Source organism: Sphingobium sp. B2D3A (assembly GCF_025961795.1).
Lineage (GTDB): Bacteria > Pseudomonadota > Alphaproteobacteria > Sphingomonadales > Sphingomonadaceae > Sphingobium.
On sequence record NZ_JAOQOI010000001.1, the window covers coordinates 221,005 to 234,883 of the forward strand.

A 13,879-nucleotide genomic window follows, 5' to 3' on the forward strand; every position below is an offset into this window, starting at 1 on the left:
AAAACCAACGGGGCAGAAGCGGCGCTCTACGCCCTGCTGCTGCCGCGCGCAACGATTACATCTAGATTTTTCAATACTTTGGGGGAAATCATGAATAAGCAAGCCAAGTTTCTCGTGTCGGCCGGTGTCACGGCCTTGTTGGTGGCGGCTTCATCCGCCGCGTCTGCCCAGAGCAGTGATCCGATCATCGTCGATGGGCAGAACGGCACCGGAAAAGTGGTCTCCGGCAACGCGGCGCTGTCCGGCAATAGCAACGTGGTCGGGAACAGCGTCGCTGTCGGAGAGGCTGATCGCCAGACGGTTTACACCAACTTCCGCACCGAAGGCGGCGCCGGCTCGGGCGGTGGTGCCGGTCTTGGCGGCGTGTTCTTCATTGATAGCGGCGCAACCCTAACGCTGAATAATGTGAGCTTTGCGAACAATCACGTCAAAGGCGGCGAAGGCGGTGGAATTGCCACGTCGTCGGTCGCGCCGATCGCGGTTTCAGTCGTCGGCGCCTCGGCAGATGCGTCCGCTGCCAGCATTCTGCAGCCGACATTGAGCGACGTGACTTACAATGGAAACGGGCAGTTCGTCGTCAACAAGATCATTTCTATCGGAGACAATACGCTCATTCAGGCCGGCGCAGGTATTGCCCAAAAGCTCGGTGACGGCTCGGTCGGCCAGGTGAACGCGACGATCACGGAGATCAATCCCGCGGGCAGCAACGCTTATGGGACGCTTAATGAAATAAGTCTGTCAGGCGGCATCGCGATCGATTCCTCCAACGTCGTCAGCGGCCTGCTGAGCGGCGGCAACACCGTCACTCTGAACGCCCCGGTGGCGGCTGCCGATGTGATGAGGGGCCAGACGGTCTATTACAAGGACACCAATAACGTCACGCGGACTGCTACGGTCAGTCAGGTCAACTATAACAGTGACAACAAAGTCACTTCCTATGTGCTCAATGAGTCGATTTCCGCGAACGGCCCGATCGACACGCCGGCTGTATCGGCCTTCGCGGTAACACGTTTCCAGTCGGCCTCCAGCTCGACGCTTTCGAACACGATTACGCCAACCGGACCGCTAGGCGGCTTTGCCGTGGGCATGACCGTCCAGGGCGCTGGCGTTCCGGCCAACACCGTCGTTACGGCTGTCGATCTGAACAGCGGTGTCGTCACCCTTTCGAACGCGATCGACCTCCAGCAGGTGACGTCGCTGAAGGCATCCTTCAGCCCCCTGATCTCGAACGGGAGCGGCAGCGCGACCATCCAGGTGGGCTCCATCGCGGGCTTCGCGGTGGGTCAGACCGTTTCGGGAACCGGCATTCCAGCCGGTACGACGATCACCGGGATCGACCCCGATACCAAGCAGGTGACGCTGAGCAACGTCATTGGCGCCAATGGCGTCTCGGCGATCACCGCCGGCAAGTTCGTGCTCACCAGCGATCCGGTGCTGAGCGTAAATAGCGGGGCAAAGACCATCCGCCTCGCCTCGGTTTCCGGCCTCACCGTTGGCAGCTTGCTGGTCGGGGATTCGGCTATTCCGGCCAACGCGGTGATTACCGCGATCGACACCGCAACCAATACCGTCTCCTACCGGATCGATCCGGAGGCAGCCAATCTCAACAAGGGCGGTGCCATGAACGGCCTGACCGCCTCGGCGCCCGCGGGCTCCAACGGTGGCAACGGTCAGTCGGGCAGTTCCTTCAACTCCATCCTCGTCGATGGCGAAGGGTCCGCCGGAACCAATGGCTATAACGGGGGCGCAAGTGCCAACGGTGCCGGCGGCGATGGCGGCAAAGGTGGCAGTGGCAGCAGTGGCAAGCCCTTCAACACCAGCCTCATCAATGCCGTTGCACAGGACGGCATCAACCTGGGGCTGAAGATTGCGCAAGGGGCCGCGGCTCTTGCCAACTTCCCCCCTGCAGCAGCGCTGTCGGCGTCATTCTACGTCGAGGTCGCCGCAGTCGGCGTGCAGCTTGCGCTTAACACCGCCAATCTCGTCACCTGGAATATCGACCTCGCGCAAGGCAAGGTCGGCCATGGCGGCAGTGGCGGCCAGGGCGGGAAAGGCGGCAACGGCGGCACCTTCTTCGGCGGTGGGGCCGGCGGCTCGGGCGGCTCGGGCGGTGCCGGCGCGACCGGGATCACGGACGGCGGCGAAGGCGGTTCCGGCGGCAACGGCGGCACGGGCGGCTTCGGCGCAGGCGGTGGTTCCGGCGGCGCGGGTGGCGCTGGCGGCCAGAACGGCCAGAGCATCGAAGGATCTGATGGCGATGGCGGCACGGGCGGGTTCGGCGCCGGCAATGGCTCGTCGGCTGGTGTCGGCGGCGGCGGCGGTTCCGGCTTCGGCGGTGCCATTTTCGTCCGCGAGGGCGGCACGCTGTTCATTCAGGGCAACTCGATCTTCGAGAACAATTCGTCTGTGGGCGGCTCGAGCACCAATGGTGGTGCGGCAGGCCAGTCCGCCGGTGGCGCGCTCTTCATGATGCGCGGTTCCTCCGTCACGCTGTCGCCCGGTGTCGGAAACACCATCACCTTCCGGGACTCGATTGCGGACGACAGCGCCACCAGCATCTCCGGAACCAGCCTTGCGGCCGGGAACGGCGCAGGCATCCGCATTGCGGGTGGCGGTCTGGTTCAGTTCCAGGCGGCAAACACCTATAGCGGCACCACCGACATCAATGGCGGCACATTGCGGGCCGACGATGGCGTGGGCATCCATGCATCGAGCCACATCCTGTTCAGCGGTGCCGGCACGATCGGCGCGTCGGGGCAGAATGACCTCAGCCTCACGAACGCCGGCGTGCTCCTCACCTCGGGCAATTTCATCCGCTCGGTCGGGTTCAACCCGAGCCAGATCTCATGGACAGACTCGACGGGTGCGACCAAGGGCAGCGGCGGCTTTGCCGCAACCGCGGAGGGCCTGACCGTCAACCTGGGTTCGCTGAACTCCGGCGTTGGCCCGACCCTGTACTGGAACGCGGGCGGGTTCCTCGCGAACGGCCAAACACTCATGTTCGGCTCCGATGCGGTCGAGGCAACCGGCATCGTCACCTTCCGCAACAGCATCAACATGAATGGCGGGACCGGCAAAATTGCCGTCTATGACAATGTCGCGAACAGCGATTATGCTGTCATGAACGGTGTCCTCTCCAACGGCGCGCTCGACGTGAACAGCGATGGCTTCACAGGCGCCCTTTATCTGACCGCCACCAACACGCTCAGCGGCATCACCGTTGGCGGCGGCACAGTTTCGACCAAGCTGAATGGCAAGGTCGGTCGCTTGATGAACGCCAGCACTGGCGGGTCGGTTACCGTCAACGCCGGCTCACTGCTGCTCGCAGGCGACGAGACGCTGACCACCGTTCAGGTCTCGGCCGATGGCACCATGACGACGCAGGGTGCCGTCACCAGCGGCGCGATCACCAACGCCGGACGATTGCTGCTGGCCGGCGGCGCCACAACGGGCGCCATCGCCAACAGCGGCACGCTCATGATGTCGAACGACGTCAATGCAGCCAGCGTGGACAATAGCAGCGTCCTTGCAATGCAGGCCGACCTCACTACGGCGGGCACGTTGAACAACGATGGGCTGCTCTTCGTGGTGGGCTCAACGCCCGAAGCCACGGAAGGCGCGGTGACCCGCAAGATCGTCACGGCAGGCCTGACCGGCGGCGATGAGAGCGTGATCCAGCTCGGCGGCCTGGCCGGCACGGTCGGTAATGTGCTGATCCTCGATCAATCCGGAAACAGCAGCTACGCCGGCGCCATCACCGGCGCGGGCGCGCTGACCAAGCAGGGTGCGGGGAAGCTTGCCCTGACCGGCGTGAGCGACTTCACTGGTCCGCTCACCATTGAGGCCGGCGAAATCGACACCACCGGGGGCGGCACTCTTGCCAACACGCTGGCGGTATCTGTGAGTGAGAATGCCACCTTCACCCTCGGCACCGACGATGTCATCACGTCGATCAGCAACGCCGGGACGCTCACCGCCAATGCAACGATCGGCCTGAACACGATCGACAACAGCGGCAGCGCCACGATCAATGCGCTTCTCATCGCCAATGGCGATGTCAGCAACAGCGCCCAAGGAAGCTTTACCGTCTCCGCAGGCGCGAATGCCGGTATTGCCGGCAAGCTCTCCAATAGCGGTAGCTTCTCGAGCAGCGGCAATTTGCAGGTGGATGGCGATGTCAGCAACCAGGCCGGCGGCACCATGACGTTTGATGGCGCCGGATCGACCCTGTTGGCCAGCCTCGACAATGCCGGCGCCGTGACGGCTTCATCGCCGCTCGCAGTGACTGGTCTCGTCGCCAACAATGCTGGCGGCCTGATCACGCTGAACGCCGGCTCCACGCCTCAGTTCGGCAGCCTCCGCAACGCAGGCACCGTTAACGCCAACGCCAATCTGGTGGTGGCCGGCAGCTACCAGCAGAACGCCGGCAGCCTCACGGCCTTGCACGGCCTCTCGGTCGGCTCGCTTTCGGGCGAAGGTGGGCAGATCGAAATCGGCGCAAGCGGGATGACGATCAACCAGACCCAGGATGGCACCTATGCCGGCTCCATCTTTGGTTCGGGCACGGTCACCAAGACCGGTGCGGCAACGCTGACGCTCGCGGGCGGTGTCGACACGTTTGCACCGATCATGCTCAGCATCGAGCAGGGCGGCCTGACCGTCCAGAACGCAGGCATCCTCGACAATGCACTGACCGTGGACATCGCCGCGATTGCCACGCTTACCCTGAAGGCTGACCAGACCATCCACAACCTCACTGGGTCGGGCCTGCTTGACCTGGGTGCCAACTATCTCACCCTGGCGACGGGCGGCACCTTCTTTGGCCAGATGAAGGGCACCGGCAATATCCGGCTGGCCAGCGGCGCGCTCACCATCGAGGGCGCAGTGAACTCAACGGATGGCTCCTTCGTCGTGGAACCGGACAGCACGCTCAATGTTGCGGCCACCGGTTCGGTGACGACGACCGACCTCCAGATCACCGAGAGCCGCTTGAACCTGGAAGGAACCGCAACGGCCAAAACGGTGACGGCCAGCGGTGGCGCCGTCGTCCATCTGGGCAATGGCCTCGCCATGGGCGCGGGCGGTACAGGCGGCACGCTGACCGGTCAGGTCATCTACGTCAATGGCGGCAGCCAGTTGACCGGCAATGGCACGATCAACGGTCAAACCATCATCGGTGGAGCCAGCGCGGGAATTCTCTCCCCCGGCAACTCCCCGGGCGTCATGACCTTTAGCGACCTCACGCTGGCCAACAACTCGTCCACCTTGATGGAGGTCGACGGTCTGGCCGGCGCGGGCGTCGCTGGCGGCCACGATGAACTCATCGTGCGCGGCAAACTAACCATTCAGGGCAGCGCAGCGATGGTCGTCGGAAACTCGGGCGGGTCGGACGACTTTGTCCTTCCTCTTGGCAAGGGTGTCCGTCTGTTCAGCTTTGCGCCGGGCAGCGTGAGCGGCCAGTTCGGTTCGGTCACCAGCCTCGATGCAAATGAGAATCTGATGTTCAACCTGTCGAACGGCACGCTCTACGGCCTTGGCAGCTATACCCCTGCCAGCTTCGCCGCAGCCGTTTCTGCCAGCCCTGTCGGGCAGGCAGCAATGGAAGGCATCCTTGTCAGCAACAATGGCGGCGTGTCCCAATATTATGGCGGCAATCTGCTCGGATCGCTGACGTCTGCCCTGGCGACCGGCGGAACAGCTGCCCTGGAAGCCGTGCTGACCCGCTGGTCGCCCGGCGGCTATGGCGGCATTGCCGACGCGATGAAGGTGGCGGCTCTTAATAATCTGCCTGAACTGGGCGATTATGATCGACTGTCACCCGGCAAGACGATCGCCACGGGGTCGGTCCAGCATCAGAGCCTCAAGGGTACGACAGCTGCAGGATACCGGCGCAACAGCTTCAACGACACGGCGTTCAACATCGGCTTTGCCCGCGACCTGCCCTTTGCCCAGCTGAGCCTGTGGTACGGCCACAACACGGGCGGCTTCCACAACGAAACGATCAACGCGGACTTGGACGGCAACCAGTTCGGCCTCGGCGTATCGCTGCCTCTGGACGGCGACCAGTCGTTCCGCGTTCTGGGTCGGTTCGTCTATGGTGACTTCAAGACCAAGGGCGACCGGTCGATCCTGGGCGGCAGCGCAGCCTTCTCGTCGGTTGGCGGTTCGGTGATGATGTATGGCGGTGGCGTCCAGTACGTGACGACCCAAGGCCGCATTAGCTTCGATGCAACGGCCGAGGTGCTGGGCCTGCGGCAGCTGCGCGACGCGTTTTCCGAGCGGGTGTCGACTGCGGGCCTGGATCAATTCAACATCCGGCGGATGAAACGCCACGATGCTGTGGCAAAGCTGGACGCGAAGCTGGGTTATGCGTTCGCATCGGCGCTCACCGGCTACGCAAAGGTTGGCTACGTCCACGACTTTGGCGACGACTTCACCAAGGTGGTCGCTGATGGCGCGTTCGACCCGATCGTCGTATCCGTGGGCACGCCGGGCCTGGCGCAGGACCGCGTCTTCGGCGGCCTGGGTCTCCAGATGCGGCTGAGCCAGAAGGTCCAGCTGAACCTGGACGGCAATGCCGGCTCGCAAAGCAGCTACCGCGTAAACGGCGGCGTCCGCGTCCAATTCTGAAGATGACAGGCGGTCCGCTTACGCGGGCCGCCTGCAACATAGGGGCGGGACAAGAGTGCAACGTCATAGCCGCGGCTGTACGGCTCGAGAGTCTGCCCAACAAATAGCGCAACTTTTTAGCGGTCATTGCAGGAAGCCTGACCGGGTCAATCCATTGCCGGCGAACGGAGGCTCAGCCACAATCCGAGGCCCGACATCGCCTGCTCGCAAGACAAGCTCACCCATCGATATGGGCACACAGGAAGGCGTCGAATTGCAGACGGGTGGCGGGGGCAAATCTGGGCGGCAAGCTGTCGGGCGGCGATCATATCCGGTCGACCATGTTCAGGGACCCGCAATCCGCATTCGAACGGGGTACAGCCAAGGTCAGCTCGGCAAGGCTCCCTTAGGACCCGAGGCATGGTTTCCACCCAACGAATGACCACTATGGGGGCGTGATCGACCCATAGGTCCATAGACTGCGGGTGGCTCACGCCAGCAGTCGAACTGTCCAACGTGCGGTCACGCTCAAAGCTCTCAGGTCAATACTCCTTACGGCGTCGTTGACGAATTGAACTCCGCATTCGCCTTGCATGTTGAGGTCTACAGGCCGAGCGCTGAGTAGCGCTTGGTGAATCGCGCAGGCCTCAGCAATTGGCGAAACGTGTAGCTTTCTGACTCCGCCCACGGCCTGATATCAGCACCCCCAAGGACAGGGCGTGTGCTGTAGCGTTCGACAGCCCCCCATCACAGGTCTCGAGTTTCTCCCGCCCGGAGCGCCGGAAAGCAGGTGGGATCGATCCCTTTCGCGACCAGACCGGCCTGCAAGCGCGTCCGGGGTTCGTCCCATGGCTCGTCGGTGAGCTTGAAGGCGCCCCAGTGCATGCCGATGGCGGCTCGTGCTTCAAGGTCCAGCATGATCTGGATCGCTTCCTCCGGATCGGTGTGCTGGGTGGCCATGAACCAGCGCGGATCATAGGCCCCGATCGGGATGATCGCGAGGTCCATGGCGCCGAAACGGTCGCGCATCCGCCGAAAGATGCCGCCAGTGCCATAGCCGGTATCGCCGGCGAAGTAGACGAGCCTGCCGGCCGCCTCGATCACGAAGCCCGCCCACAAGGCCATGCGCCGGTCGCGCCATCCGCGCGACGACCAGTGGAGTGCGGGCACGATATGCACCTCGAGGCCCGGCGCAACCTCGATGCTGTCGCCCCAGTCTCCCACGCCAAAGCGGGCGGCTGGAATGTGCTTGCGGACGATATGGTCGTTGCCCAGCGGCGTGACGATCAGCGGATGGTGACGACTGTGAAGCGCCTTGAGCGTCGCGATGTCGAGATGATCGTAGTGATTGTGGGAGAGCAAAACGGCGTCGAGCGGGGGAAGGTCCGCCAGCGCAACGCCGGGCGCGCAGATGCGTCGAGGCCCGGCGAACGAGAGCGGGCTGGCGCGATCGGACCAAACGGGGTCTGTGACGAGATTGTAGCCCCCGATCTGGATCAACAGGGTGGCATGGCCAACCATCGTCACACGCAGGCCGTCGACCCTTTCGTCCGGCGCGACAGGCTTCACCGCGACCGACTTGGGCCAGGGATTATCGGGGACGTTGCGCTTCCAACGCATCACGTCCCGCAGTGAGCGGTCCGTCTCTGGTTCGTCGCGCAAATTGTGAAAGCGGAGACCGTCGAAATGATCGGTGACGGGGCCGTTATAGTAGCGGTTCTTCGGCATGTGGTTCACCGACTCCCTATCCGGCGCCACTCAAATGGCGTTCGCCTCTGGCAGATCAAGTCCGGCTTGGGCTGGCTGGCACACCGAAGGCCGTTTACTCGGAACCTCCGGAGAACGCGACGGCACGGCACCTGCCTGATGGGTGCTGTTACGCTGTCACGCCCGCGAAAGCTGGCGGGGCAGGCTTGGAAAACGTGTATGTGATGCCTACGGCAATGATGCGCGCAGTGGGCATTGCGGCGAATCCAGGATGGAATGTTAGGGGCCGACATGGTGAAGCATATTTTCTGGATCATCCTCGCGATCATCGGCGCCGTCTGTCTCGGCATCGTCGCCACGGCACGCGGCGAGGCGGTCAACGCGCTCTGGATCGTCATCGCCGCGGTCAGCATCTTCCTCGTCGCCTATCGTTATTATGCGCTCTACATCGCCCGGCACGTCATGCGGCTCGATCCTGCTCGCGCCACGCCGGCCCAGTATCGGGGTGACGGGCTGGATTATGTCCCCACGGATCGCCGCGTCCTCTTTGGTCATCATTTCGCGGCCATTGCCGGCGCCGGCCCGCTGGTCGGCCCGGTGCTCGCGGCGCAAATGGGCTATCTGCCCGGCACGCTGTGGATCATCTTCGGCGTCGTGCTGGCCGGCGCGGTCCAGGATTTCATGGTGCTGTTCATCTCGATGCGGCGCGACGGAAAATCGCTCGGTGAACTGGTCCGCATGGAGATGGGGCCGGTCGCCGGCACGATCGCGCTGGCCGGCGCCTTTCTGATCATGGTCATCATCCTCGCGGTGCTCGCCCTCATCGTCGTGCGCGCACTGGCGGAGAGCCCCTGGGGTATGTTCACCGTCGCCGCCACCATTCCCCTCGCCCTCCTGATGGGCATCTACACACGCTGGATCCGCCCCGGTCGCATTGGCGAGGTCTCGCTGCTCGGTTTCGTGGGGCTGATACTCGCCATCATGTATGGGCAATCGGTTGCCGCTTCCCCCGTTTGGGGGCCGATCTTCACCTTCACGCCCACGCAGCTCTGCTGGATCCTCATCGGCTATGGCGCCGTCGCCTCCATCCTGCCGGTGTGGCTGCTGCTGGCGCCGCGCGATTATCTGTCGACCTTCCTCAAGATCGGCGCGATCGCGGCGCTGGCGATCGGCATCGTCGTCATGGCCCCGCCGCTGCGGATGCCGGCGCTGACCCAGTTCGTCGGCGGGGGCGGTCCGGTCTGGTCGGGTGGCCTCTTCCCCTTCCTGTTCATCACCATCGCCTGCGGCGCCGTCTCAGGCTTCCATGCGCTCATCTCCAGCGGCACGACGCCCAAGCTCATCGCGGCCGAAACCGATGCGCCCTTTATCGGCTATGGCGCGATGCTGATGGAAGCGTTCGTGGCGATCATGGCGCTGGTCGGCGCCTCGATCCTCGATCCGGGCATCTATTTCGCGATGAACAGTCCGGCCGCGATCACCGGCGGCGATCCCGTGAGCGCAGCGGCCGCGGTCACCGCCATGGGCTTTCCGGTCTCAGCCGACACATTGGCCCAGACCGCCCGCGATGTCGGTGAGCACAGCATCGTCTCGCGAACCGGTGGCGCGCCGACCCTCGCCGTCGCCATGGCCGAGATTTTCAGCCATGTCGTCGGCGGGCCGGCGATGAAGGCGTTCTGGTATCATTTCGCCATCTTGTTCGAGGCGCTGTTCATCCTGACGGCCGTCGATGCCGGGACGCGCGCCGGCCGCTTCATGCTGCAGGATCTGATCGGCCTTGCCGTCCCCTCATTCCGCGCGGGCAACGCCCTGCTGCCGGGGGTGATCGCGACCGGGCTGTGCGTGGCCTGCTGGGGCTTCTTCCTCTATCAAGGCGTCACGGATCCGCTGGGCGGGGTGAACACGCTCTGGCCGGTGTTCGGCATCTCCAACCAGATGCTGGCGGCCGTCGCGCTGATGCTTTCTACCGTGGTTCTGTTCCGCATGAAGCAGCACCGCTTCGCCTGGGTGACGGTGGTGCCCACACTCTGGCTGCTGGTCTGCACGCTGAGCGCCGGCGCGCTCAAGCTCCTGTCGAGCGATCCGGCCGTCGGCTTCCTCGCGCATGCCCGGCGCTTTTCGGATGCCGCCGCGCGGGGCGAAGTTCTGGCCCCGGCGAAATCGATGGCTGAGATGAACGCCATTATCTTCAATGATCGGATCGATGCCGGCCTTTGCGCGCTGTTCGTCGCTGTCGTGCTCTCGCTGCTCTTCTTCACCATCCGGACCTGTCTGGCGAGCCTGCGCAATCCCGAGCCGACGGCGCATGAAGCCCCGGCCCAGATGGTCCCTGCGGAATGAGCGGCCTGTGGCACCGGCTGCGCGCCACCGCGCGCCTGATGGTCGGGCAACCGCCTTATGAGGCCTATCTGGCCCATATGGCGCGTCACCATCCGCAGGCCAAACCGATGACGCGGACCGAGTTTTTCCGTAACCGTGAGCAGGCGCGCTATGGGGGCGCTGGCGGAGGCAAGTGCTGCTAGGTTATTCGGCGCCTATCTCGGAGCCAAAGCCTGCATCCCGCATCTGCTTTTCGTCGCGCTCGGCCTTTCGCTGGCCATCCTCAATATAATCGCGCTCGCGACCTTGTGGCTTATCGGTGTTCGGGACGACCGAGGGGTTGGACGGCTCGGGCCGGCCGTCCGGCATGGACCGATCCCGTTCCGGCTTTTGTCGAGGGTTGTGTTCTTCCATGTGTCTTCTCCGTTTCTGCTTGGGAAACGGAGGCCGCAGGAGCCAGTTCCGCGCGCGCGTTCAACGGTGCGGCTTCCTCCATCGCTCTTGCCGTGACTGGCTGCGATCACGCCCGCCACCTTCGTCAGTCGGCTCGACAACTGTAATTTACGACTCTGTAAACCCATTTCGCCATACCAGTTCGATGGACCGCTCCCACACGCCACCTCCCGCTTTCAGCGAGGTTGACCGACTGTCTGCTCTCCACAAACTGGAGATTCTCGATACCCCGCCCGAGCGCGACTTTGACGAGATTACCCGGCTGGCTGCCGCCGCGCTGGGTGTTGCGAGCTCCGCGATCAGCCTCATCGACGAAGAGAGGCAATGGTTCAAATCGCGGCACGGTATCCCATTTTCTGAAACACCCCGGAACATCGCTTTCTGCACTCACGCCGTCGCTTCGCGCGGCCTCCTCGTGGTTCCAGATGCCACGCAGGATGATCGGTTCAGCTCTAACCCGCTCGTAACGCAAGAGAGCGGAATACGCTTTTATGCCGGCATCCCCCTGATCGTGAGTTCGGGGCACTGTCTCGGCACTTTATGTGTGTTCGATCCCACCGCTCGTGATGGGCTGACCGCGCCGCAGGAAGCTGTGCTCCGGGATTTAGCCAAGCTTGCGACCGACCTGATCGAGTCCCGACGCTTCCGGAACATGGGAGAGATCGCCGCGAGGGTGGTTGACGCGACTTCGGACGCGGTGCTCGCGGCCGATCGCCACGGAACGATTGTCTACTGGAATCCGGCCGCCGAACGCATGTTTGGTCATGCGCGTGACGAGGCTCTCGGCAGGAATGTCGAGATCATCATCCCGCCGCGCCTTGCAGAAGGTCATCGGGACATTTTCGCGCGGGCCGCCGCGGGCGGTGCCACCAGAATTGTCGGAACGTTCGTTGAGCTCGTAGGCGGGCGGGCAGATGGCAGCGAGTTCCCGGTAGAACTGTCCTTAGCCCGTTGGGGCGCAGGACCGCCGGAGGGCGGCTTCGCGGCAATCATTCGAGACATCAGCGCGCGCAAGGTTTTGGAACGGGAGCGCGAGCAGACCCAGGCGTTTCTGGATACAGTCGTGACGAACCTGCCTGCGATGCTGTTCGTGAAGGACACGCAAACGCGCCAATATCTGATGATCAATCGCGCCGGTGAGGTTGCTATCGGTCGTCCCGCCCGCGATATCATCGGACAAACCGACAAGGATCTTTTTCCCGATTATGGGGAAGATTACGAGCGACGCGACAATGAGTCGATCGCGTCGCCTTCGGCCACGATCTTCGAAAGCGAGTTTGTCCGCGAAGATGGCGAGTCTGTCCATTTGCGGACGACCCGCACCCTGATCGACGGTCCGGACCGGCCGGGGCAATATCTCCTTGGTATATCTGAAGACGTGACCGCAACGCGACTGGCGGAGGCGGAAGTTCTCCGCCTGGCACATTATGACGCCCTCACCGGACTGCTCAATCGGGCGAGCTTCACCGACAAACTTCACCGTCTCGTCCGGGCAGGCGAGCCTTTTGCGATGCTCAGCATCGATCTTGACCGGTTCAAGGCGGTCAACGACCAGTTCGGGCACCCGGTAGGCGACGTGGTTCTCTCACAGGTTGGTGACAGGCTCCGGAGCGCGGTTCCCGCCCAAGGGTGGGTGGCGCGTATCGGCGGAGACGAATTCATCGCCATCCTTACTGGCGCGCGATTGCGCGAACGTGCCGACGACGTCGCTTCGGCTGTTCTGATGAGTATCTGCAAGCCGTTCCTGACCGATCGTGTGGTCGCACATGTCGGCGCCTCCATCGGCATTGTGCTCATGCCTGAAGATGGTCTGACAACCGAGCAGCTTCGGGAGAATGTCGATCTGGCGCTTTATCGCGCCAAGCAGATGGGAAGGGGCAAAGCCTGCTTCTTCAATGCCGAGATGGACGCCGCAGCGCAGGATCGCCGGAAGCTGGAGACCGAATTACGCGAAGCCATCGAGAAAGACAGGATCGAACTCGCCTATCAACCCGTCCTCTCCGCAAACTCCGGCCAGATCACCAGCGCCGAAGCGCTGGCCCGCTGGACACATCCCGAGCGCGGGCCGATCCGCCCTGACATCTTCATATCCCTCGCGGAGGAATGTGGGTTGATCGATCGCTTGGGCGAACAACTGCTGCGCCGCGCTTGTCGTGACGCGCAAGACTGGCCCGAACATGTGCGTGTCGCCATCAACCTTTCCCCCATGCAGTTTATTTCGGGGCGGCTTGTCGAAACAGTCCGGCGCGCCATGGATGATTCCGGCATTCGTGCCGACCGCGTCCAGCTCGAAGTCACAGAAGGCCTCGTCATCCGGGACGTTGAACGAACCTTCAAGCAGCTGGAGGAGCTGCGCGCACTCGGTATTCAAATCCTGATCGACGATTTTGGAGTGGGATACTCTTCCCTCAGCTACTTTCAGCGCTTCACATTCGACAAGGTCAAGATCGATAAATCATTCGTGGATGAGATCGCCACGTCCCGCGCGGCAAAGGCAATCGTGCAGGCGGTGGTTGGCCTTGGCCGTGCGCTGGACATGGGCATCGTGGCGGAGGGCATCGAGACTGAAGAACAAGTGCGTCTCCTGATTGAAAGCGGCTGCACGCACCTGCAAGGCTATTTATTGAGCAAGCCAGTCGGTGCGCGCACATTGCGCCAGATGCTGACGCACAGTCCCGATTTCGAGACCAAAGCTTTCAGAATGGCGTAACTTCTCTCTCCAATCGCGGTCGGCGTCCGTGCGGGCCACCTATTATGGCGAGAGTTCTTACGGCCCGCGCTCAATCCAGCT

Annotated in this window: 6 protein-coding genes; 4 read left to right on the top strand and 2 right to left on the bottom strand. The window is 63.2% G+C overall.

Annotated elements, in window-relative coordinates; translation table 11 throughout:
* The first annotated feature begins 90 nt into the window (after positions 1-90).
* Positions 91-6,630 (top strand): autotransporter-associated beta strand repeat-containing protein, encoded by a 6,540-nt coding sequence (locus M2337_RS01040; protein ID WP_264571335.1) that lies wholly within the window; start codon positions 91-93, stop codon positions 6,628-6,630.
* A gap of 726 nt (positions 6,631-7,356) precedes the next feature.
* On the opposite strand, the gene M2337_RS01045 is transcribed toward M2337_RS01040, so the two are convergent.
* Positions 7,357-8,337 (bottom strand): MBL fold metallo-hydrolase, encoded by a 981-nt coding sequence (locus M2337_RS01045; protein WP_264572308.1) that lies wholly within the window; start codon positions 8,335-8,337, stop codon positions 7,357-7,359.
* A gap of 270 nt (positions 8,338-8,607) precedes the next feature.
* On the opposite strand from M2337_RS01045, the gene M2337_RS01050 reads away from it, so the two are divergent.
* Together M2337_RS01050 and M2337_RS01055 are read left to right on the top strand one after the other, a co-directional pair.
* Entirely contained in the window at positions 8,608-10,656 is a 2,049-nt protein-coding gene (locus tag M2337_RS01050; RefSeq protein ID WP_264571336.1) for a carbon starvation CstA family protein, read from the top strand.
* Entirely contained in the window at positions 10,653-10,838 is a 186-nt protein-coding gene (locus M2337_RS01055; protein WP_264571337.1) for a YbdD/YjiX family protein, read from the top strand. The genes M2337_RS01050 and M2337_RS01055 overlap by 4 nt, the downstream gene beginning before the upstream one ends.
* Position 10,839: 1 nt before the next feature.
* Here M2337_RS01055 and M2337_RS01060 read toward each other — a convergent pair whose 3' ends face one another.
* On the bottom strand, positions 10,840-11,049 hold the full coding sequence (locus M2337_RS01060) for a hypothetical protein (RefSeq protein ID WP_264571338.1): 210 nt from the start codon (positions 11,047-11,049) through the stop codon (positions 10,840-10,842).
* Positions 11,050-11,233: 184 nt separating this feature from the next.
* Here M2337_RS01060 and M2337_RS01065 point away from each other — a divergent pair, with 184 nt between their 5' ends.
* Positions 11,234-13,798 carry an EAL domain-containing protein gene (locus M2337_RS01065; protein WP_264571339.1) on the top strand — a complete coding sequence of 855 codons (2,565 nt, stop codon included), beginning with the start codon at positions 11,234-11,236 and terminating at the stop codon, positions 13,796-13,798.
* Positions 13,799-13,879 lie beyond the last annotated feature (81 nt).

Excerpts from the sequence above, each read along its gene's own strand:
- M2337_RS01045 (WP_264572308.1), bottom strand. The coding sequence starts at position 8,337 with ATGCCGAAGAACCGCTACTATAACGGCCCCGTCACCGATCATTTCGAC.
- M2337_RS01040 (WP_264571335.1), top strand. The coding sequence starts at position 91 with ATGAATAAGCAAGCCAAGTTTCTCGTGTCGGCCGGTGTCACGGCCTTG.
- M2337_RS01055 (WP_264571337.1), top strand. The coding sequence starts at position 10,653 with ATGAGCGGCCTGTGGCACCGGCTGCGCGCCACCGCGCGCCTGATGGTC.
- M2337_RS01050 (WP_264571336.1), top strand. The coding sequence starts at position 8,608 with ATGGTGAAGCATATTTTCTGGATCATCCTCGCGATCATCGGCGCCGTC.
- M2337_RS01060 (WP_264571338.1), bottom strand. The coding sequence starts at position 11,049 with ATGGAAGAACACAACCCTCGACAAAAGCCGGAACGGGATCGGTCCATG.
- M2337_RS01065 (WP_264571339.1), top strand. The coding sequence starts at position 11,234 with ATGGACCGCTCCCACACGCCACCTCCCGCTTTCAGCGAGGTTGACCGA.